This window comes from uncultured Empedobacter sp. (assembly GCF_937930195.1).
Classification (GTDB): Bacteria; Bacteroidota; Bacteroidia; order Flavobacteriales; family Weeksellaceae; genus Empedobacter; species Empedobacter stercoris.
The window spans coordinates 1-23,246 of the sequence record NZ_CALGVK010000099.1; the positions used below are offsets into that span (position 1 = coordinate 1).

18 protein-coding genes, 1 pseudogene and 1 riboswitch are annotated in these 23,246 nt (G+C 32.6%); of the genes and pseudogenes, 13 read left to right on the forward strand and 6 right to left on the reverse strand.

The features are described 5' to 3' along the window. Positions 1 to 129 precede the first annotated feature (129 nt). Positions 130 to 319, forward strand: a riboswitch (cobalamin riboswitch). A 96-nt stretch (positions 320 to 415) separates the two neighbouring features. The 4 genes from Q0616_RS06290 (at position 416) to Q0616_RS06310 (ending at position 6,577) form a co-directional block, all read left to right on the forward strand. Further along, entirely contained in the window at positions 416 to 2,413 is a 1,998-nt protein-coding gene (locus tag Q0616_RS06290) for a TonB-dependent receptor (protein ID WP_298775871.1), read from the forward strand. Next, positions 2,410 to 3,546, forward strand: a complete 1,137-nt coding sequence (locus tag Q0616_RS06295) for a DUF5074 domain-containing protein (RefSeq protein ID WP_298775873.1) — start codon at positions 2,410 to 2,412, stop codon at positions 3,544 to 3,546. The genes Q0616_RS06290 and Q0616_RS06295 overlap by 4 nt, the downstream gene beginning before the upstream one ends. A gap of 9 nt (positions 3,547 to 3,555) precedes the next feature. After that, positions 3,556 to 4,926 (forward strand): PKD-like domain-containing protein, encoded by a 1,371-nt coding sequence (locus tag Q0616_RS06305; RefSeq protein WP_317619451.1) that lies wholly within the window; start codon positions 3,556 to 3,558, stop codon positions 4,924 to 4,926. Positions 4,927 to 5,002: 76 nt separating this feature from the next. Then, the gene (locus Q0616_RS06310; RefSeq protein ID WP_298775875.1) at positions 5,003 to 6,577 is read left to right on the forward strand and encodes a DUF5074 domain-containing protein; all 1,575 of its coding nucleotides are present in this window, start codon (positions 5,003 to 5,005) and stop codon (positions 6,575 to 6,577) included. Between the two features lie 51 nt (positions 6,578 to 6,628). Here the strand turns inward: Q0616_RS06310 and Q0616_RS06315 are convergent, their stop codons facing one another. After that, positions 6,629 to 7,570 carry a hypothetical protein gene (locus tag Q0616_RS06315; RefSeq protein ID WP_286483189.1) on the reverse strand — a complete coding sequence of 314 codons (942 nt, stop codon included), beginning with the start codon at positions 7,568 to 7,570 and terminating at the stop codon, positions 6,629 to 6,631. Between the two features lie 167 nt (positions 7,571 to 7,737). Between Q0616_RS06315 and Q0616_RS06320 the strand changes: the two genes are divergently transcribed. After that, the gene (locus Q0616_RS06320; protein ID WP_286483191.1) at positions 7,738 to 8,814 is read left to right on the forward strand and encodes a hypothetical protein; all 1,077 of its coding nucleotides are present in this window, start codon (positions 7,738 to 7,740) and stop codon (positions 8,812 to 8,814) included. A gap of 70 nt (positions 8,815 to 8,884) precedes the next feature. Here the strand turns inward: Q0616_RS06320 and Q0616_RS06325 are convergent, their stop codons facing one another. Together Q0616_RS06325 and leuS are read right to left on the reverse strand one after the other, a co-directional pair. Next, positions 8,885 to 9,427 carry a GNAT family N-acetyltransferase gene (locus Q0616_RS06325; RefSeq protein WP_225542459.1) on the reverse strand — a complete coding sequence of 181 codons (543 nt, stop codon included), beginning with the start codon at positions 9,425 to 9,427 and terminating at the stop codon, positions 8,885 to 8,887. Between the two features lie 241 nt (positions 9,428 to 9,668). Next, on the reverse strand, positions 9,669 to 12,524 hold the full coding sequence (leuS, locus tag Q0616_RS06330) for a leucine--tRNA ligase (protein WP_298775882.1): 2,856 nt from the start codon (positions 12,522 to 12,524) through the stop codon (positions 9,669 to 9,671). Positions 12,525 to 12,634: 110 nt separating this feature from the next. Between leuS and Q0616_RS06335 the strand changes: the two genes are divergently transcribed. Continuing rightward, positions 12,635 to 13,045, forward strand: a complete 411-nt coding sequence (locus Q0616_RS06335; protein WP_225542461.1) for a hypothetical protein — start codon at positions 12,635 to 12,637, stop codon at positions 13,043 to 13,045. Here the strand turns inward: Q0616_RS06335 and Q0616_RS06340 are convergent. Both Q0616_RS06340 and Q0616_RS06345 read right to left on the reverse strand, forming a co-directional pair. Beyond that, complete coding sequence (locus Q0616_RS06340) at positions 13,042 to 14,070, reverse strand: ATP-binding protein (RefSeq protein WP_171623556.1); 1,029 nt, start codon at positions 14,068 to 14,070, stop codon at positions 13,042 to 13,044. The two genes, Q0616_RS06335 and Q0616_RS06340, sit on opposite strands and share 4 nt — an antisense overlap. Before the next feature lie 9 nt (positions 14,071 to 14,079). After that, positions 14,080 to 14,760: a response regulator transcription factor gene (locus Q0616_RS06345; protein WP_298775883.1), complete on the reverse strand. Its 681-nt coding sequence runs from the start codon at positions 14,758 to 14,760 to the stop codon at positions 14,080 to 14,082. 158 nt (positions 14,761 to 14,918) lie between these two features. Between Q0616_RS06345 and Q0616_RS06350 the strand changes: the two genes are divergently transcribed. From Q0616_RS06350 to Q0616_RS06380, 7 genes are all read left to right on the forward strand, one after another. Beyond that, on the forward strand, positions 14,919 to 17,705 hold the full coding sequence (locus Q0616_RS06350; RefSeq protein WP_298775884.1) for a TonB-dependent receptor: 2,787 nt from the start codon (positions 14,919 to 14,921) through the stop codon (positions 17,703 to 17,705). Positions 17,706 to 17,731: 26 nt separating this feature from the next. Continuing rightward, on the forward strand, positions 17,732 to 18,931 hold the full coding sequence (locus tag Q0616_RS06355; protein WP_171623558.1) for a hypothetical protein: 1,200 nt from the start codon (positions 17,732 to 17,734) through the stop codon (positions 18,929 to 18,931). Between the two features lie 198 nt (positions 18,932 to 19,129). Further along, complete coding sequence (locus Q0616_RS06360; RefSeq protein ID WP_171623559.1) at positions 19,130 to 19,456, forward strand: iron-sulfur cluster assembly protein; 327 nt, start codon at positions 19,130 to 19,132, stop codon at positions 19,454 to 19,456. A gap of 112 nt (positions 19,457 to 19,568) precedes the next feature. Beyond that, entirely contained in the window at positions 19,569 to 20,543 is a 975-nt protein-coding gene (locus tag Q0616_RS06365) for an SPFH domain-containing protein (protein ID WP_298775888.1), read from the forward strand. Positions 20,544 to 20,669: 126 nt separating this feature from the next. Then, the gene (locus tag Q0616_RS06370) at positions 20,670 to 21,545 is read left to right on the forward strand and encodes a bifunctional 5,10-methylenetetrahydrofolate dehydrogenase/5,10-methenyltetrahydrofolate cyclohydrolase (RefSeq protein WP_171623897.1); all 876 of its coding nucleotides are present in this window, start codon (positions 20,670 to 20,672) and stop codon (positions 21,543 to 21,545) included. Positions 21,546 to 21,549: 4 nt separating this feature from the next. Continuing rightward, positions 21,550 to 22,197, forward strand: coding sequence for a 7-carboxy-7-deazaguanine synthase QueE (locus tag Q0616_RS06375; RefSeq protein WP_171623898.1), 648 nt, complete (start codon positions 21,550 to 21,552; stop codon positions 22,195 to 22,197). Positions 22,198 to 22,292: 95 nt separating this feature from the next. Beyond that, complete coding sequence (locus tag Q0616_RS06380; RefSeq protein WP_171623899.1) at positions 22,293 to 22,817, forward strand: plastocyanin/azurin family copper-binding protein; 525 nt, start codon at positions 22,293 to 22,295, stop codon at positions 22,815 to 22,817. A 142-nt stretch (positions 22,818 to 22,959) separates the two neighbouring features. Here Q0616_RS06380 and pgi read toward each other — a convergent pair. Continuing rightward, a pseudogene (pgi, locus tag Q0616_RS06385) lies at positions 22,960 to 23,246 on the reverse strand (glucose-6-phosphate isomerase); the annotation flags it as partial.

Consider the following 23,246-nt stretch of genomic DNA (forward strand, 5'->3'; position numbering starts at 1 on the left):
GTAGGAATTTTTTACTATTTAATTATAATTTTGTTGGCGAGGGAACGCCCAGAAAGAAATTTTATAGAATATATGCAATTGATTTATATTTTGAATAAAAATTTAATTGTTTATTCAAAATAATAACTTTATTTTTGGTTAACATTTGGTGCGAGCGTAATAGTTCGGTAACAGGGAATCAGGTGAAAATCCTGAACAGACCCGCTGCTGTAAGCTCCATATTTTTTAGAATATAAATTATCCACTGTTCTTTGTGAATGGGAAGGATTTTCTAAAAAAGGAGTAAGTCAGAAGACCTACCAAAATGATATGTTAATGCTTTCGGGGACTGAAGCGTGAAGAACAATTTTGGGATAGGTAAATGCCTATGTACTGACTTCATACACTCTCGTTAGCAACAATTAATTATTGCTAAATGAGAAATCTAAAAACTATAATTTATTGTTGCAGCTTGATTTTACTTTCATGTAATATTGCCTATGCGCAAATTTTTCGTGATAGTATTTTAGAGCTTCAACAGGTTGATATTTCAACGACAAATACTAAAACTGTAGTTCCTGTTCAAGAATTAAAGGGAGAGCAATTACAGGCTTTGAATAGCCATTCTGTTGCCGACGCTGTTCGTTTCTTTTCTGGTGTACAAATCAAAGATTACGGTGGGGTAGGTGGATTGAAAACAATTGATGTTCGTGGAATGGGCTCTCAGCATGTTGGAGTGTTTTATGATGGTATTCAATTGGGAAATGCGCAGAACGGAATTATAGATTTAGGAAAATTTTCGTTGGACGATATGGAAGTTATTTCGTTATACATTGGTCAAAAAAGTAATATTTTTCAATCAGCAAAAGATTATGCGTCAGCTAATGCAATTTATTTAGAAACTAAGAAGCCTGTTTTTAGAGATAACAAAAGTACTAATATTACACTTCGATATAAATTAGGCTCTATTCAATTAATTAACCCTTCAACACGAATTGAACAAAAGATTTCTGATCGTTTATCAGCAGTTTTAAGCGCTGAATATATCAAAACGAATGGAGTGTATAAATTTCGTTATCAACGAAAAAATATGGACGGTTCTACAGCATATGATACAGTTTTGAGACGTCGAGATGGGCAAGTTGACGCGAAACGTGTTGAATTGGGATTATTCGGAAAAGGAAATCAATGCAATTGGAATGTAAAAGGTTATTTGTTTGATTCGGATCGGGGAATACCAGCAGCAATTGTAAGAGGTCGATTTGATGGGCGCGGACAAACATTAGTTGATAAAAATTATTTTGTTCAGGGAAAATTCGAAAAACGTTTCAAAAATTTTCAGTCGAAGATTAATGCAAAGTTTGCATACGATTTTACACATTTTACAGATACCGTTTCTACCGTAAAAAATGAAAATAAATACATTCAACGGGAGTTTTATGTTTCGTGGGCAAATCTATATTCTATTAGCGATAAGTGGGATGTGAACGTTGCAACTGACTATCAGTTTAACAATTTAGATGCTGATTTAAAAGAATTTTCATATCCAACTCGTCACACAAATTTGATTGCTTTTGCTTCAACTTATCGTATGAATCGTTTGAGTTTACAAGGAAGTTTATTGGGAACTTTTGTGAAAGAATCGGTCGAAAAAAATACAAGCGCACAAGATAAAACTATTTGGACACCAACGATTATTGCAAATTACCAACCATTCAAATCACACGATTTTAACATTAGAGCATTTTATAAGCGAATTTTTAGAATGCCAACGTTCAACGATTTATATTACACGAGTATTGGTTATGCTAATCTTCGACCAGAATTTTCTACACAATATAATGTGGGATTTACCTATTCTAAATCATTTCATCGTTTCTTCAAAAATATTTCCATTCAAGCTGATGCTTACTACAACGAAGTTACCGATAAAATTGTAGCTGTTCCTTCGGGCAGTTTGTTTCGATTTACAATGATGAATCTTGGTCAAACAAGGATGAAAGGATTGGATATTAAACTGCGATCAACATTTAGTTTTGGTGAGATAGAGTTTTCGCCAATGTTGAACTATGGTTTTTTAGAAGCGTTAGATTATTCAAGTCCTACAAAAAGTTACTACAAAAATCAAATTCCATATACAGCCAAGCATAGCGGATCCTTTGTTTTAGGCGCTTCATACAAAACGTGGAATTTCAATTACAGTTTTATTTATGTGGGCGAACGATACAATGTGCATCAAGATAATAATAAATATAATCGACTTAATCCTTGGTTTACAAATGATTTGGGCGTGCATAAAGAATTTAAATTAAATCAAAATTCGTTCAAAATTTCTTTTGAATTAAACAATGTCTTGAATCAACAATACGATGTGATTTACAATTATCCAATGCCAGGGAGGCAATTCAAATTTATATTAAGCGCAAATTTATGAGATATTTTAAACAATTATTCGTCTGTTTATTAACAGCAACCACTTTTTATGCATGTCAGCAAGATACGTATTTAATCGAAAGTGAAGTAGATGGTGTAACAACTCCAGAAGAAACAGATGTGGCTGGATTTTATTTACTGAACGAAGGAAAGATGGGAAGCAATATGGCGACAATAGATTATATGGATTTTAAAACAGGTGTGTATAATCGAAACATTTATGCTTCAGCAAACCCTGAAGTAGTAAAAGAATTGGGCGATGTTGGAAATGATATTAAGATTTATGGTAACAAGCTATATGCGGTAATCAATGTGTCCAATTTTATCGAAGTAATGGATGTTAAAACTGCGAAGCATTTAGGAACAATTCCTTTAGAGAATGGGCGATACATCACATTTGCAAATGGAAAGGCGTATGCTACTTCGTATGCAGGTCCAGTCACGCTTGACCCGAAAGCGCCTTTAGGAAAAGTAGTAGAGATTGATACGATTAATTTATCCGTTACGCGTCAAGTGACTGTTGGGTATCAACCAGATGAATTGGAAGTGGTTGGAAATAATTTATATGTTGCAAATTCTGGTGGGTATAGAGTTCCAGATTATGATAGAACTATTTCGGTTATTGACTTGTCAACATTTAAAGAAACAAAAAAAATAGATGTTGAAGTGAATCTTCATCGTATCAAAAAAGATGCTGATGGCGATTTGTATGTCACTTCTCGTGGTAATTATAAAGATATTTCATCTAATCTTTTTGTAATTGATAGTAAGACACATCAAATCAAAAAGAAATTTGATATTCCAGTTTCTAACTTTACAATTGATGATGACAAGCTGTATTATTATTCGAATGAATTTAGCTATACAACTTTCGAATACACCAAATCTTATGGCGTAATCGATACCAAAACAGAACAAGTTATCAACAAAACATTGGTGAATGATCCTGTGATTAATACTATCGAAACACCTTATGGAATCGCCATAAACCCAAAGACAAAAGACATTTTTATTACCGATGTTGGAAACTATGTTTCGATGGGTTATGTGTATTGTTTTGATAAAAATGGCGTGTTTAAATGGAAAACTGCAGGAGGAAATATTCCAGCTCATTTTGCCTTTGTTTACAAATAAAATTTACATATGAAAAATAAATCTATATTACTTTATTCAATTATTTCTTTGGGAGTAGTTGGAATTTACAGTTGTTCAGATGATGAATCAATTGATACTTCTTTATATGATGTTGCATTAAAAAGCGAGTATGAAGTTACTCGATTTAAGAATCTAAATATAGAAGCGAATACTCAAGGATTTGATAACGCAACTTATACTTGGAAAATAGGAGATTCAATTATTTCTACAACAGAAAAATTGGACTTTATTCCATTGAAATCTGGAGATTATAAATTAAAATTAATTGTTAAGAATAATTTAAAAAAGGATTCAGCAGTTTCAAATTTAAAAGTTAAAGATGTTTTAGAAAGTAAATACTCTTTTGATCGATTAAAGCTATATGATATTAAACCAGATTTAGATGATGAAACATTTAACTCATATACATGGAAACAAAATGGAGAAGTAATTGGAAGTTTAAAAGACTTACAATACATATCAGATATAGAAGGAGAATATAATTTAACATTAGAATTAAAAGGAAAATATAATGTAGACGTTTCTACGAAAATTAAGGTAAACAAAGAAACGTCTATTTATAGTAAATACATCGCACAAGTTTTTGATTATTTGCCATCAGTGGGACAGTTTGTGAATAAACTTCCAGCATATGTAGAAGGGGATACACAAGTTGAAATGACGGCTAAAGCAGGAAAAGAGTTAATTGGCAAAGAAGGCGGAATGATCACATTAGGTGGATTTGGTGGTTATGTCGTTTTTGGTTTTGATCATACAATTATGAATCACGCGAATAAACGCGATTTCAAAGTTTTAGGAAATGGATTTGCTGGATCATCTGAGCCAGGAATTATCATGGTTGCCTATGATAAAAATAAAAATGGTAAACCTGACGAAGATGAATGGTACGAAATCGCAGGAAGCGAATATCAAAATCCAAACACAATCAAAAATTATTCGATTGTTTTTCAAAAACCAACTGTTGAAGATGTAATTCCAAATCCTGAATATATAAAATGGACCGATAATCAAGGGAATTCAGGGTTTAAAACCAAGAATATTTACCATAAGCAATCGTATTATCCATTATGGTATAAGCAAAATGAACTGAAATTTTCAGGAACACTTTTACCTAATAATTATACCGAAAACAATGGAATTTGGACAGGAAAACAATATGCATATGGTTATGCAGATAATGCTCAAAATGATTCGGAGGATTCAAACATTGACATTGATTGGGCTGTCGATAAAAATGGAAACCCTGTCAAATTAATGGGAATAGATTTTATCAAAATTTACACAGGAACTAATCAGGAAGCGGGGTGGTTAGGCGAAATCTCGACTGAAGTAACTGGAGCTTACGATTTACATTTATAACATAACATTTTTAAATATTTTTCATCCGAAGCCATGAATCAATTGATAATGGTTTCGGATATCTTAAAAACAATACATGAAAAAACTTTTACTTTCAATTATTTCGATCGTAGCAATACAAACAAGTTTTGCACAAACAAAGGAATACACAAACGGTGTTTTTATCTTGAACGAAGATTGGTTTGGTCATTCAAATGGAACAATCAATTTTTTGAATCAAGATCATACAGTTGATTATAACATTTACAAAACGGCTAATCCAAACGAAGAATTAGGTGTCACGCCTCCTTTTGCAACAATTTATGGTGACAATTTTTATATTGTTTCAAAACAAGGAAATCGTTTGGTTGTCGCAGATGCTAAAAATTTAGAACAAAAAGCGAGCTTTACTAACATTGGTGGAGATGGAAGAAGTTTTGTGGGTGTAGATACTAAAACAGGATATATAGGAACTACGAGCGGACTATATTTATTTGATATTGAAAACATGGTGCAAGGAGCATTAATCGAAGGTACTGATAAAGTTGGTGCGTTGGCGAATATGATTCGTACATCGACTTATGTTTTTGCTGTTACTCAAAAAGGTGGAATCTTAGTTATCGATCCTAAAGCGCATACAATAAAGCAAACGATAACAGGAAATTTTATTTCTGTTGTACAAACAAAAGATGGGAATGTTTGGGGAGCTTTGGCGAATAAGTTAGTTAAAATAGACCCTGTTAGTTTAGCAACATCCGAAGTTGCGATTCCTACGAAAACCATCCCAAACACATGGGGAGCGTGGAACGCAGGTAGTTTTAGTGCTTCATCCCAAGAGAATGCAATTTACTTTTTCCCTGGTGCTGGTTGGTCTATTAGTCCAACAATGGTGAAATATGATGTGGATAAAAACGAGTTTAACGAAAATTTTGCTACGATTCCTGGTCAAGATGAACAATATAAACAAGCTATTTATGGAGCAGGTTTACGTGTTGATCCTGTTACAGATGAGTTAATTGTAACAACAACAGAAAGTGGTTTTGGAAGTCATTATCAAAAAAACTGGATTCACAAATTTGACAACAAAGGAAATTTAACTAATACAATTCAATTAGAAGATTATTATTGGTTTCAATCATTGCCCGTTTTTCCAGATAACGCTGCACCGAAGATAAATGAGTTAGAAACAACATATCACATCAATTCTCCAACAGTAATTGACTTAAAGGATAAAGTTTCCGATGAAGATAATTTGGCAATTGCAATTGTTAAAGATTTAGAAATTCTCGAAAATGATAATGTGGCGGAAATTTCTATCAATGAAAAAGATGAGTTAGTCATCAATCCTTTAAAAAACGGAACAGCTAAAATTAAACTTTCTTTTAATTCGAATGGAAAAGTAGTCGCACAAACGATTTCAATTTCAACAGCTGTTTTAGGAACAAATGATTTGACGAAATCATTGATAAATGTTTACCCAAATCCTGTGAATAATATCTTGTTCATCGAAACAAAAGAAGAATCTAAGGCAGAAATCTTTGCACTTACAGGAACTAAAATTACGGAGAAAACACTTCAAAAAGGGAAGAATCAATTGGATGTTTCTTCTTTATTGAAAGGTGTTTATATCATAAAAGTTAACAACTCTACTTTCAAAGTAATCAAAAAGTAGTGTGTTATTTATTTGTGGAAAGAAGGTTGAGCAAGGCTCAACCTTTTTTGTTTAATAATAATTAATTGTGCGTTTTACACTATATTTTAATTCACCATCTGTTGAAATAGAAGCTTTTATCCAATTATTTTTCGAATCATATTCATACGAAACTTGATACGATGTTAAGAAGTTTTGTCCATTTCGAAATGATTGTTTCTTGAAGTTGACAATCTCATTTTTCGAATCAAAATCAGCCTGATAAACCAACATTTTATTGTGATCAAATGATTGTAGTTTTGAAATATTTCCATGGTCAAAGAACATTATTTTGCTTGAGTTTCCAGCAACTTCTTCCTGAAAAACAGCTGTGTCTTTGTCGTAGATATAGTATATTTTTCGCCCTTTTTTTCCATCAAAAGAAGTCATCTCATCCAACACCAAGTGCCCTTTTTTATTATAAGTCAAATTGTTTTCAGAAATCGTAGCACCTTCTACTTTTGTTGTGATTTTATCTAACCTATTCGAATAATTAAAAACGGTTTCATAACTCGATTTAGATGTTTTTCCTTCATTTTTTTCAATCAAATTTATCAAGCGATTTTTATGGTCATAAACAAATGTTTTGTCTGCTGCAATTCGTTTTGGATCTTCATTATTGTTAATAACTGTATTCGTTTGTTTATCAATTAAATTCGAGTTGTTGTAGTCGTTATTAACATAGTTATAAACAGCTAATTTCCCTCGATAATCCAAATAATTGGTCCGTTTTTTTAACAAACCTTTCGAATTAAATTCTAACGAAATCTGATTATAAAATTCATTTTCCAAAAATGGTAAAGTAGTCGAATTTCCGTTCGCATCTGTAGCTGTTGAAACAACTTTTTCAACCTTTCCTTTTAGATTAAAATCAGCTAAAGTCGTTTTCACTTCATAGTCATTCGTCGAAATTTTTTGAGCAAAATTGACTTGTGATAAAACTAAACAAAGAGTTGTTAAAATTAATTTTTTCATATAAAATGGTTTGCCAAGGAAGTTTGTTAATACCCAACATTTATCTTTAATAAAGATACATATTTTTGAAAATGTTATTTTTTTTGTTAAAGTGTTGGTTATTAATTGTTGTTGAGAAATTTATAGATATCTTAATAGAATAATAAACATTTATAAAAATAATATTTATGAGTATTAAAGAACAACTTTTAACGCTAGCAACAGAAAAAAACTCTCCTTGTATTACGATTGCATTCAATACACATCGTACGAGCCCAGACAACCAACAAGACGCAATCAAACTAAAAAATTTAGCGAAAGAAGCGGAAGATAGATTATTGGAAATTCACTCCAAACGAGAAATTCCAGATATATTAGAAAAATTAGAAAATATAGCTGAAGAATTAGAAGTACATAAGAATTTAGAAAGTTTACACATTTATATTTCAAAGGACACGTTCGAATTTATACGTACTGATATTCCAATAACTCATGAAGGTGTTTGGATTGATGAAACGTTTCATATCAGACCTCTTATTAAAGTTATGAATCGTGTTACTGAATATTTGGTGCTGTACCTAACAAAAAAAGGGGTACACTTGTATCAAGCCATCAATGATTCGATTGTTCAAGAAATTGAAAATGATGATTTTCCATTTACAGAAAATAACTATAACCTAAGTAGTTTATTTAGCAAAACAGACGAGCAGAAAAACAAAATCAAAGACTTCTTTAATCAGATAGATAAATCAGTTCAGCGTGTAAACCCGGAAGGTAGTTTACGTTGCTTGGTCATTTCTACGGATGATAATTATGGTGAATTTATTGCCGAAGCAGATACGCCTAGTATATACTTAGGAAATATTTCTACCGATTTTAATTCACCAACGCAACAAAACGACTACATGGAAATTGCAGGTGAATTTATTAAAAATTATCAACACCAAAATCGAAAAAAATCGATCGAAGAAATGAGTGAAGCCGTAAGTAAAGGGCAAGTCTTAACAGATTTACAAGAAATTTATCAAGCTGCTATTGATGGTCGAGGAGATTTGTTAATTGTGCACCAAGATTACCAACAGCCAGTTCGTATGAAGGACGATCGTACATTTGAAATTGTTTCCGACGCTACAGAACCAGGTGTTTTGGACGATGTCGTAAGTACTATTGCATGGGAAGTGATTGCAAAAAAAGGGAATACAATTTTTACTAGTCAAGAGGAAATAAAAGAACTAGGTAATATTGTTTTGAAAACGAGGTATTAATTCTTTGCGCTAAAATTTATTCTCCATCTTAATTGTTATTTTTTGTTAAATAACAATTAAGATGGAATTTTTACTCTCCTTGCTTCAACTCATACCAGTAACAATCCAACTCCCAAATATCAAAATGAAAAGTTTCGGTTACTTCAAAACCAATTTTTTCTAATACCTTTCGTGAACCTTCGTTGTCAACATGTGTTATCGCGTTTAGTTGAATATGCGACATATTTTTTTTGTAATAATCCATACAAGCCTCCGCAGCTTCGGTTGCATAACCTTTTCCCCATGCTTCTTTTCGGTAACGATATCCGATATCAATAAAGTCAAAGCGATTGTTCATAGCCTCTTCTTCGATAATATATTTAAAACCAGTCCAACCAATCATTTTACCAGTTTCTTTCACCACAACTGCCAATCGTCCATGTCCCAACTCATCGTATTGACGCTGTAAATCTTCAATAATTTGGCGAGTTTGCTCAATAGTCTTTACAGGTTCAGCCTTTAGGTAAACGTGCACTTCGGGTTGAGAATCCATTTCATAAAAATCGTGCAAATCATCCATCGTAATTGGGCGTATAATCAATCGCTCCGTCTCTAACGTTGGTAAATATTTCATGTTGCGTATTTATTTGGACTAAGATATTAATTTTTTTTGGGCGTTCCCTTCGGGCGGGCTTTTCGTTCCAATCTTTGCTATTCAGCAAAGGATTTCCACTGCAATCCCTAACGCGGTTTTTAATTTTATTCTAAGTCTTGTCTTTCTGAGTTTGTCGAAAAATCTTTCCAATATAAAAGCCTCGCATTTGCGAGGCTTTTATCTATATTCTCAATACTAAAATCTAGTATCTAAAATTTTTTTATCCAACGATGTTGATAATTTTTCCAGGAACAATAATAATGTTCTTTGGAGTACGATCTCCCAATTGTTTGATGGTACGTTCGTCTTTCATGACAATTTCCTGAATTTCATCTTTTGATAAGGTTAAAGGCAATTCTAACAAGAATTTCATTTTACCATTAAATGAAACTGGATATTCTTTTGCATCTGCAATCAACCATTTTTCTTCAAAAATAGGGAAGTCGGCTTTTGCGACAGAAGTTTCGTGACCTAATTTAGACCATAATTCTTCTGCAATATGTGGTGCATAAGGCGAAATAATAATTGCTAAAGGCTCTAAAATTGCGCGTTTATTTGATTTTAATTTTCCTAATTCGTTCACTGCAATCATAAAGGTAGAAACCGATGTATTGAACGAGAAATTATTCACATCTTCGTCTACTTTTTTGATTGATTGATGAAGAACTTTCATTTCTTCTTTTGTTGGTTCGTCATCAGAAACGAAGAAACTCTCGTTTTCGCCATTATGGTACAATTTCCATAATTTTTTAAGGAATGAAGAAACACCAGAGATACCTTGTGTATTCCATGGTTTAGTTTGTTCTAACGGACCTAAAAACATTTCATACAAACGTAGCGCATCAGCACCATATTCGTCACAAATAGTATCTGGAGAAATTACATTAAACTTAGATTTTGACATTTTTTCAACTTCACGACCTGTGATGTATTTTTCGTCTTCTAAAATAAATTCAGCGTTTGCAAAATCTTCTCGCCACGCTTTGAATTTTTCTGTATCTAATTCATCCCCTCCATCTTTCAACATATTTACGTCAACATGGATTGGAGTGGTTTCGTGTTGATCTTTTAAACCTTTCGAAACAAATGTATTTGTTCCATTGATACGGTAAGCAAAAGCACTCATTCCCAAAATCATTCCTTGGTTGATTAATTTCGCTGCATATTCTTCCGTTGGAGCAAATCCTTTGTCAAATAAGAATTTTTGCCAAAAACGAGAATACAATAAGTGTCCAGTTGCGTGTTCAGAACCTCCCATGTACAGATCTACATTTTGCCAATAATCAACGGCTTGTTTTGATACAAATTCGTTATCATTCTTAGCATCCATGTAACGTAACCAATACCAAGAAGAACCTGCCCAACCAGGCATTGTATTCAATTCGATAGGGAAAATAGTTTCGTTGTTGATTAAACTATTGTCCACTACTTCGTTTGTAGTTGTGTTAAATGCCCATTTTGTTGCACGTCCTAATGGTGGTTCACCTTCTGCAGTTGGCAAATATTCGTCCACTTCTGGTAAAATTATTGGTAAGGCTTCTGTAGGAATCGTGTAAGGCATTCCGTCTTTGAAATAAACAGGAACTGGTTCTCCCCAATAGCGTTGGCGAGAGAAAACAGCTTCACGTAAACGGAAGTTTGTTTTTCCTTTTCCAAATCCGTTTTCTTCTAAGGCTTCAATTGCTTTTTCAACAGCTTGTTGATAACCTAATCCATTTAAGAAATCAGAATCTTGTAATTCGAATCCACCTTTTTCTGTAAAAGCAGCTTCAGAAATATCTTGTCCTTTGAAAATATTAATAATAGGTAAATTGAAATGATTTGCAAAAGCAAAATCTCGTTCATCACCAGAAGGAACTGCCATTACAGCACCTGTTCCATACGATGCTAATACATAATCACCAATCCAGATAGGAATTTGTTTTCCTGTAAATGGATGTATAGCAAAAGCTCCCGTAAATTCACCTGTAATATTTTTAGCATCAGCTAATCGATCACGCTCCGAACGTTTAGACGTATAATCTACATAAGCGTCAACTTTCGTTTTGTATTCAGCAGTTGTTATCTGAGAAACCAAAGGATGTTCTGGTGCTAATGTAACATAAGAAACCCCAAAAACAGTGTCAGGACGAGTTGTGAAAACTTCAATGTTATCATTATGACCTTCAATTCCGAAGAAAATCGACGCTCCTTTAGATTTACCAATCCAATTGCGTTGAGAATCTTTGATTGGTTCTGGCCAATCAATTTTATCTAAATCCGTTAATAAACGATCTGCATAAGCCGTGATACGCATCATCCATTGTGTCATTTTTTTACGCACAACAGGAAATCCACCACGTTCTGATAAACCATTTATTACTTCATCGTTCGCTAAAACAGTTCCTAAATCTGGACACCAGTTTACCTCGGCTTCTGCTAAGAATGTTAAACGATATTTTAATAAAATAGCTTGTTGTTCTTTTTCAGAAAATGCATTCCATTGTTCTGCTGTAAAGCGTTCTGTATCTTCATCACTTACAGCATTCACCGTTGTGTTTCCTTTAGTTTTGAATGTTTCAATTAACGATGAAATGGGTTCTGCTTTATTTGTTGAAAGATCATAATATGAATCAAATAATTGATTAAAAATCCATTGTGTCCATTTATAATATTCAGGTTCTGAAGTTCTAATTTCACGATCCCAATCGTATCCTAAACCAATTTTTTTCATTTGGTTTTCGTATCCTGCAATTACATTTCCTTGTTTATCAACACCACCTTCGATATTCATTTTTGTTGTAACAGCTGGATGTTGACCTGTTTGTATCGCATATTGTTCTGCAGGCAAACCGAAAGAATCGTAACCCATAGGGTGTAAAACGTTGAATCCTTTTAATTTTTTGTATCGGGAATAAATATCAGATGCAATGTATCCAAGTGGATGACCAACGTGTAAGCCAGCACCAGACGGATAAGGAAACATGTCTAATACATAAAATTTAGGTTTTTCTGATTGATTATCAGATTTGAACGTCTTGTCTTCAATCCAAAACTTTTGCCATTTTGGTTCGATTTCATTCGGATTATATTGCATTATTGGAAGTTATATTAAAATTAAATTAGTGCAAATTTACATTTTTTATGTATCTTTTGAGATAGAAAGACGATATTTGTAACTTAATAATCAACACCTAAACCAAACCAATGAAAAAAGAATTGATATTTTACTATATCGGTATACTTGTATTTTTTTCTATTCTAATTTTTTCTATTCGACATATTGTAAATACGACACGTGTTTTTGTGGGCTATGAAGATGGTTTTAATCCAATTCATATTAAATGGAACTTAGATCCAAGAGATTCTACTTTGCGTGTAAAAGATCCTATGTATTTGAGAAACGAATATTATTTGGTTAAAAATCAAGATAAATTGTTCTTATCAAAAGATACAATTTTATATGCCGAAATGTTCGATGATTCGTTGGCAACAAAAGGAAATGTGTTGAATATTCATCCTCCTTATTTTTTATGGAAAGAAGCTAAAAATGATACGCTGAAAGTCTTTAAGAATAATGTCACTTTAAAATTTACGAAGAAAAAAGAAACGTATTAAGCTTTTTGCAAATAGAACGAAAATGTAGATCCTTTTCCTGTTTTACTTGTCACATAAATTTTTTGATGATGGGCTTCTAAGATATGTTTTACAATAGCAAGCCCCAATCCAGATCCTCCATTATTACGGTTTCTAGATTTATCAACACGATAAAAACGCTCAAAAATTCGATCAATGTCTTCTTGCTTTATTCCAACACCTTGATCTTTTATTGAAATTTGAATTTTATCATCATATTCCTCAAAATCAATTGAAACTTCTGTATTTGGATTCGAATAATTAATGGCATTTACAATCAAATTAATCAACACTTGTTGTATTTTCTGAATATCACCTACCACTTTTATCGGCTGATGAATAGGGTAATTAAGCGAAATTTTGATGTTATTTTTTTCTGCTTTAATTTCTAATAAATCAATCACATCTTGTACAAGTGCAGTCAAATTAAACACCGAAAACTCGATGTTGATTCGTCCACGTTCCAATTCAGCAATCATATCTAAATCTTTGACCAAATAAATTAATCGATCAACTGATTTATTGATTCGGTTTAAATATTTATCTCGAATCGATTCGTCCTCAACTCCACCTTCAATCAAGGTTAATAAATATCCCTGAACTGAAAAAAGGGGCGTTTTTAATTCATGCGAAATATTTCCAAGAAAATCTCTTCGGTAATTTTCGCGCTCATTCAACACGTCAATTTCTTTCGATTGATCTTCTGTTATTGTTGAAATTTTCTGAGAAAGTTCTTCAAAATCAACATGATTAGATTGAAATTGAGGAATGTTTTTAGAGATTTCGGTAAAATCTTTTTTGCGTTGATTTTTTAAAGAAAACCAATAAAATATTGATAATCCAATCAACAAAAGCATCATCAAACTGATGAAAAATAATTTTTCTTGGAGAATAAATTGAATATTTCCAAACCATAAAAATGAGAACAAAACAAATCCTAAAGCCAAAAATAATGTACTGATAAAGGCATATAAAAAGATGTTTTGAACTTTGAAAGTTGAAGCCATTACGAGCTTTTAGTCATTTATTTTGTATCCAATTCCTTTGATTGTAGAGAAGCGATCGTTCCCAAATTTTTCGCGTAATTTTCGCATATGCACGTCAATTGTGCGTCCACCAACCACAACTTCGTTCCCCCAAACTTTTTCTAAAATTTCTTCGCGTTTAAAAACACGTTCCGGGTTTGAAGCTAATAAAGCAAGCAATTCGAATTCTTTTCGTGGTAATAAAAAATCTACTCCTTGAAAGTTTACTTTGTAGGTTTCGCGATTAATCTCGAAGTTATTTAATTTGATGTATTCATCTTTAGGAGCTTCATTAGGTTGTTTTAGCTTTAATAAAGCGTTTAATTTACTGACTAAAACTTTTGGTTTGATTGGTTTCAGAATGTAGTCATTTGCACCAGCATCATAACCTGCTAATTGAGAAAAATCTTCGGCGCGAGCAGAAAGAAATACAACTAAAGTATCCTTAAAAGAGTCAAGTTTTCTTAATTCGGCACACATTTCCATTCCATCCATTTGTGGCATCATGACATCAAGTAGAATTAAATCTGGACGAAAAATTTTGGCTTGTTTAAGGCCTTCAATTCCATTTTGAGCAGTTTCTACTTCAAATCCTTCTTTTTTTAAGTTGTAACCAATAAATTCTAAGATATCTGGTTCGTCGTCAACTAATAAAATTTTAATGTTCTTCATAATTGTTTGTAATAACTAAATAAAATTAGTCGATGTAAAATTAAGCTTAAATTTTAGGAGAAATCACTTAAAAATATTTCTTAACATTCATTTAAAATTACAATAATTTGATAACAATTACCTAACAAAAGCTTTACAATTTGTAAAAATGTTTTTCATTGAAAAACAACAACTTTGCAATCAACAAACACGAATTATCAATCGCAATGAAACGCAATTTAACTTTACTTTTATTATTAGGGTCAGCCGCATTATTTGCACAGACCAGTATTAAATTAGAAGGAACTCTATTTGATCAAAGAACCAATCAACCGCTTTCTGGAAAATCATTTACAGTAGAAGGCTTGGATATTCAAGCTAGAACAGATGAAAACGGTCGTTACGAAATTTCTGTTCCAGATGATACGTATCAATTGGAAATGAAAGTCGATGGTTATCAAACGATCACTCAGAATTTAACAGATTCGAATACATTAAATATGTATTTGCAACCAGAAGATTTCAAAGATGGTAAAATTGATTTATCAACGGCTGTTATTACAGGTGTAAGAAGTAAAGCTGCTGAGGCAAATCTTTTGAACTTGCAAAAAAGATCTGTAAATATAGTAACGAATATTGGTGCTGCGGAGCTAGAGCGAAAAGGAGTAAGTGATGCAGCAACAGCAATGACTAAAATAGCTGGAATTTCTAAGCTTGAAGGTACAAATTCTATTTTTGTAAGAGGATTAGGTGATCGTTATATATCTACAACATTAAATAATTTACCATTACCATCTAACGATCCAGAATATAAAAATATTGATTTAAGTCTTTTTAATACTGACATTATAGAATATATCTCAGTTGATAAAGTTTATTCTCCTAAACTGTTGGGGGATTTTTCTGGGGCAGCTGTAGATATAGTATCAAAGGATTTCCAAGATAAAGGACTATTTCAGATTTCTGTAGGAACTTCTGTTAATACAAATGCTATAGGTGAGAGTAACTTTATGTTACAAGATGGACCAAGTAAGACAGGTTTTTCTAAAATAAATGTTCCTAATAACCCTTTGAATTCATACCAATTTAAGACGAAGTTAAATCCAACAACGTCGAGTACAATTGCGCCAAATTTTGGATTGAAAGCTGGTAAAACTTTTAGAATTGGAGATGAAGGAAAACTAGGAGTGTTTGCTAGTGCGAGTTTTAATAGTAACTATGATTATCGTGAAGGTATAAATCAAACAGTTAATGCTTTAGGAGGATTAGGAGGAAGATTAAGATCTTTTGTACCTCATCAAAAATATTCTTATGAAACAAATTCTACAGGAATGTTTAATGCGAATTATAAAATAAATAAAAATCATAGTATCAAATATAATTTCTTATTTATTAATTCTTCTGAGCAATCAAGAGATTTATACTATGGTTTTATTCGTGATATTGCTGAGGATGATAATGGATTAATCCAGCGTAATACTTATATACAAAACCAATTAATGGTAAACCAACTTTTGGGAGATCATAAGTTGACAGATAAATTGGATCTGAATTGGGGATTAGCTTTTAATAAAATAGAAAGTGATGTGCCAGATCGTACACAAAACACATTACGACTTAATAAAACGACAAATGAATACCAGCTTGCTCAAAATTCTACAACCGATAATCATCGTTATTTTCATAATTTAATAGAAAAGAGTTATGCTGCAAATGTAGGATTAAGCTATCGTTTGAATGAATCTGCAAATGGATTAGCTAGAGGTTTTGTAAAAGTGGGATATAACGGTCGTTTTGTGAATCGTGATTTTGAAGCAAGACAATTTAATTTCAGATTAAACAACTCACAAGTCATAGACCCGAATAATTTGGATGCTTTTTTTAATGAAACGAACTATAATAACGGATATTTTAGTACAACGACATATAGCGGTACTTTAGCTCCTCAGGTTTATAATGGAGATCAAACTATACATGCCGGATATGCAAATTTGGAATATAACTTAACAGATAAATTAAGTGCAGTCCTTGGTTTACGTTACGAAAATATATTGCAAGAAATATCGTGGAGAACACAGTTAAGTTCTGACTTAAATTCTAACATGTTAGACGAAAACTACTTCTTACCGAGTCTTATTGTAAAATATGCTATCAACAATAAACAAAACTTACGTTTCGGAGCATCGAAAACCTATACACTTCCTCAATTTAAAGAAAAAGCATTGTTTTTATATGAAGATGTAAATGAAACAAAATATGGAAATCCTTTTCTTTATGCATCAGATAACTATAATGTAGATTTAAAATGGGAGATTTTTCCATCTCATGGAGAATTAATTTCTATTGCAGGTTTCGGAAAATATATTCAGAATCCAATTAATGAGGTTGTCATTGCTTCATCTACAAATGATATTTCTTGGGTTAATGGAGATTATGGTTATGTCGTTGGAGCAGAGTTAGAAATCAGAAAAAATATATTCAATTTTGGACAAGAAGGCAAAAATACATTGTCAGCAGGTTTAAATGCCAGTTACATGAAAACTGACCAAGAAATAGATGCTGAAAAGGTACGAAAAGAAACAAAAGGGATGTATAATTTAAATTTAACTACACCTAAAGCTGCTTTGACAGGAGCATCTGATTTTTTACTTAATGCGGATGTATCTTATGTAAAATCTTGGAAGAGAGGAGCTGAAGTTATGGCTACACTTTCTTATGCTTATTACTCGGATCGAATTTATGCATTGAACAATGAGAATAGAGGAAACTTAATTGATAAAGGGATAGGGTCTTTAGACTTTATATTACGAACTAAGTTAAATAAAAACATAGGAATAAACATTGCTGCAAGAAATATTCTTAATCCAGAATTTAAACGTGTACAAGAAAACGCAACAGGTAACGTAACAGCTGTTTCATATAAAAGAGGGGCAAACTTTGGTCTTTCTGTAAATTATAATTTTTAAAAGAAAACAAAACAAAAACAAATAACATGAAAAAATCTTTTTTTAAACTTTTAACATTAGCATTATTTGTAGGAACAGTTTCAACAACATTTATATCTTGTTCTAGCGATGATGATTCTTCTACTGAAATAACTGATCCATCTACTTTCGTTGTAGATAGAAATAACTTAAAAGGAGAAATAACAAAAGGAGAGGTCGTATTGGAGTCAGGAACTTACAAATTAACAGGACGTTTAATTGTAAGAGAAGGAGCAATTTTAAGAATCAAACCAGGAGTTGTTATAGAAGCTACAAATCCTAGTTCTGCTACAGCATACGAAGAAGTAAGATTTATTTCTATTGCTCAAGGAGCAAAAATATTTGTAGAAGGAACAGAAAGCAATCCAGTTATTATGACGGCTACAAACAAAGCTCCTGGTAAATGGGGAGGACTAGTATTAGCTGGTAAAGCTCCTATAAACAAAGGAACAACAGCGACAACAGAAGTAGGTGGGGAATTGGCTTACGGAGGAAGTGATGTCAACGATAATTCTGGATCAATTCAATATTTAAGAATAGAGTATTCTGGTTTTGCTTACAATGCAGATAAAGAGTTTAATGGCTTATCTTTATTTGGAGTTGGAAAAGGAACAGTTATAAAAAATGTACAAGCATACGAAAGTTCAGATGATGGATTTGAGTGGTTTGGCGGAACAGTAGACGCGAGTAATTTAGTTGTTGTTAATACCCATAAAGATGTTGGGGATGACATGTTTGATTGGACTGAAGGATGGAATGGAACGGGACAAAATTGGTATGGTAAAAAGACAAATGCAGGAAATAGAGGTATAGAAGCTGATAACAACTCTAATAATCCATTAGCAACTCCAATCTCTAGTCCTACTATAAAAAATATGACATTAATCGGTGCAGGAAAAGAAGGAGCAGAACCTCAAGGGATAAAGCTACGAGTAGGTTCTCAAGGTACATTTGATAACATAGTTTTAAGTAACTGGAATGTAGGTTTTGATATTCAACAAGATGAGTCAATTGCAGCAATTACTACAGGAAAATTAAAAGCTACTAATGTCAAATTTGATAATGTAACTACAAAATCTGTTGGAAAAAATACTAAGAATGAAACAGTAGATGTTTCTGCTGTTTATACAGAAAGTTCTACCGCTAATGGTGCTGGAAATGGAACAGCTACACCAGATTGGGCAAAAGGCTGGACTTTAGGTTTATAATAATCAATCCATATAATGATAAAACTTTTTATCTAAAAAAGTTCTTCGTGTTTGTAAATCGCTTTTTTGGGTTCTCCAAAGAAGCGATTTTCTATCATTATAAAGATTTTATTTTAACTCATTAAAAATAGTTATTTAGAAAAATTCCACGTAACCTAAACTATTCGTACATTTGCAGAACAATAACAATTGATAACAATGGCATTAACAGAACAACAATTAGATTCGATTGGAGAAAAATTGGTTGAAAAATTCAAAACAGTTTTCGATCCAGAGATTCCCGTTGATATATACGAATTGGGATTGGTTTATGATGCACAGGTGAATGCAGATGGTGAAGTAAAAGTTACCATGACCCTTACATCTCCAAACTGTCCAGTAGCTGAAAGTTTGCCTTTAGAGGTAGAGCAGCGCGTAGAAGAAATAGAATACGTATCAAAATGTTACGTAGAAATTACCTTCGAACCACCTTGGGATAGAGATATGATGAGCGAAGAAGCAAAATTCGAATTAGGAATGTTATAAGTTAACATTCCTAATTTTTTTTGGTCTAAAAATCAATTATCAATTCATTCTGAATATTTTCTGAAAATAAATACTTATCTTAATTCCATTATTATTTTTAAGCACTAAAACTATGGGACCTACATTAGGATTTTTATTATTTGCAGGTATAATTGTACTCTTTTTATTCATTTTTACCGTAAAACAGCAAACTGCAGTTATCATAGAACGATTCGGAAAATTTAACAGTATTCGTAACCCTGGATTACAATTCAAAATTCCAGTTGTTGATAAAATCGCAGGAAAAATGTCACTCAAAATTCAACAATTAGATGTTGTCGTTGAAACAAAAACAAAAGATGATGTATTCGTACGATTAAAAGTTTCGGTTCAATATCAAGTCATCAAAACACAAGTTTATGATGCATTTTACAAATTAGATAATCCATATACGCAAATTACATCTTTCGTATTTGACGTTGTTCGTGCTGAAGTTCCTAAACTTCGTTTGGATGATGTTTTCGAGAAAAAAGATGATATAGCCGTTGCTGTAAAGGGAGAGTTACAAGAAGCGATGAATTCGTATGGTTACGAAATTGTCAAAACTTTGGTAACCGATATCGATCCTGATGAACAAGTAAAACATGCGATGAATCGTATCAATGCTGCCGAACGCGAAAAATTGGCTGCGCAATACGAAGGTGATGCGGCACGTATTTTAATTGTTGAAAAAGCAAGAGCCGAAGCCGAGTCAAAACGTTTGCAAGGACAAGGTATAGCCGATCAACGACGCGAAATTGCAAAAGGTTTATTAGAATCTGTTTATGTATTAAATGGGGCAGGAATTACGTCTCAAGAAGCTTCTGCATTAATTGTAGTTACACAACATTATGATACCTTGCAAGCAATTGGAGAAAAATCTGGAAGCAAGTTAGTGTTATTACCTAATTCGCCAACAGCAGCATCGGAAATGTTGAATACAATGGTGACTTCTTTTACAGCGGCACATCAGTTAAATGAACATCAAATCATAAAAGACGAGCCATCAACTCACCGAAAAAATAAACCGAATCAAGACGATTCGTTTACTTTACCAGAGCAAGCATAAAATTATTATCAACCAAAAACCACTTCATAAAAAGAAGTGGTTTTTCTATTGAATCAAAAATCATCATCACAACATCTTTATTTATTTTCTAATTTGTCCGTATCTTTGCGCAAACACAACAAAACAATGCAAATTTTAGACGGTATTAAACTGGCAAAAGAGATCAAACAAGAGATCAAGGAGCTGGTACAGAATTACAAGGACCAAGGAGTTCGTGTACCACATTTGGGGGCAATTTTAGTAGGAAGTAATGGCGCTTCGCAAACGTATGTTGACAATAAAATAAAGGATTGTCATTTCGTAGGTTTCGAATCGTCTGAATTACGTTTGCCAGATACAATTTCACAAGAAGATTTAATTACAGAGATTGAAAAATGGAACAATGATGATACATTGGACGGATTTATCGTTCAATTACCATTGCCAAAACATATCGATCAAGAAGCAGTAATTAATGCGATTGATCCAAAGAAAGATGTAGATGGATTTCATCCAATGAATTTCGGAAAAATGGCATTAGAAATGGAAACATTTTTACCAGCAACTCCTTATGGAATTATGGAAATGTTAGAGCGTTATAACATTGATACAACAGGTAAACACACTGTTGTAATCGGACGTTCTCGCATCGTTGGTCGCCCAATGAGTATTTTGATGAGTAAAAATGGGAACCCTGGAAACAGTACGGTAACCTTAACTCACTCCAAAACTCAAAATTTAGAACAATTTACAAAAGAAGCTGATATTGTGATCACTGCTTTGGGTGTTCCTGGTTTCTTAAAAGCTGATATGGTAAAAGAGGGAGCAGTCATCGTTGACGTTGGAATTACACGTGTTGACGACGAAACTAATCCTCGAGGATTTAGATTGGCTGGTGATGTAGATTTTGATAATGTAAAAGAAAAAGCATCGTGGATTACACCTGTTCCTGGTGGAGTAGGGCCAATGACACGTGCAATGTTATTAAAAAACACATTGTTGGCTTACAACAACAAAAAATAAAATTATGATACATATTGCATCAACAACTGCAGAAGAACAACTATTGATAGAAGAAGGTAAATTATTGCCTGTTATGGAGCATTTCTACACAATTCAAGGGGAAGGAATGTATACTGGAGTGGCATCCTATTTTATTCGATTAGGAGGTTGTGATGTAGGTTGTCATTGGTGCGATGTTAAAGATAGTTGGGATGCTGAAAAGCATCCCTTAACTAATGTTGATGAATTGGTAGACTTGGCAACTTCACAAGCCAAAACTATCATCATTACAGGAGGAGAACCTTTGATGTGGGATTTGACTTATTTGACAAAAAAACTACATGAAAAAGGTGCCCGTATTCATATCGAAACTTCGGGTGCTTATCCGTTAAGTGGAGAAATTGATTGGGTTTGTCTTTCTCCCAAAAAATTAATGCTGCCATTGGATGAGGTTTGCGAAGCTGCAAATGAATTAAAATGTATTGTTTTTAATAATCATGATTTTAAATTTGCGGAAGAACAAGCAGCACGAGTTGGAAAGGATTGTACACTCTTTTTACAAACCGAATGGAGCAAACGCGACAAAAACCTTCCTTTAATTATTGATTATGTAAAAGAGAATCCAAAATGGAGATATTCTTTACAGACACACAAGTATTTAGATATTCCTTAACAAGTCTCTGCTTTAAATCAGATTATTTATTAATCAATAAACTTTTTTAAGTAACTGAATTTCACTATTTTTATATCAAACAAAAATAGTGAATCATGAAAAAAATAGTTTTAATGAGTTTCGCAGCAGTCTTTATGATGAGCTGCGGTGGTTCTAAAAATGAAGAATCTGCTCAACCAGAAATAGACTACAGCACTGCTCCGCAAGAGGATTCAGAAACTACAGTAGCTTCAACACCAGCAACAAATAATCATATTGTTTTAAAGGCGAGTGATGACATGCGCTTTGATAAAACAGAGTTTACAGTAAAGGCAGGAGAAGAGGTTACGTTAATTTTGATGAATACAGGTGAAATGTCTAAAGAAGCGATGGGACATAATTTTATTTTATTAAAACCAGGTTCTGATGCTTCTGCATTTGCAAATAAAGCAGCTTCTGCCAAAGCGACAGATTATATTCCAACTGATTTACAATCAGAAATCATTGCACACACAAAATTATTAGGAGGCAGAGAAAATGATCAAATCAAATTTACGGTAGACGAAGGCACGTATGATTTCTTATGTTCTTTCCCTGGACACTTTGCTACAATGAACGGAAAAATTAAAGCCGTTAAATAATAATTGATTATGTCAAATTTACTTTTGGCACAAATATTGAAATAAGCATGGGTGTATAAGATTTAGTAGAGTAAATTTTGTCCTCATGTGTTAATTTTAAGCCTGTTTTTCAACAGGCTTTTTTTATTTAAAATGGCTGAATTTATTTTCTCCAGAATTTGTATGTATTTATCAAACCGTTTGTAGAAGCATCATGTGAAGTTATTTGCTCATCATTTTCTAACTCTGGTAAAATAACATTTGCCAATTGTTTTCCTAATTCAACTCCCCATTGATCGAAAGAGAAAATATTCCAAATTACACCTTGAACAAAAATTTTGTGTTCGTACATCGCAATTAAATTTCCTAAAACTTTTGGTGTTAAAACTTCGTATAAAATAGAATTTGTTGGACGATTTCCTTCAAATATTTTAAATGCTTTTAAGAAAT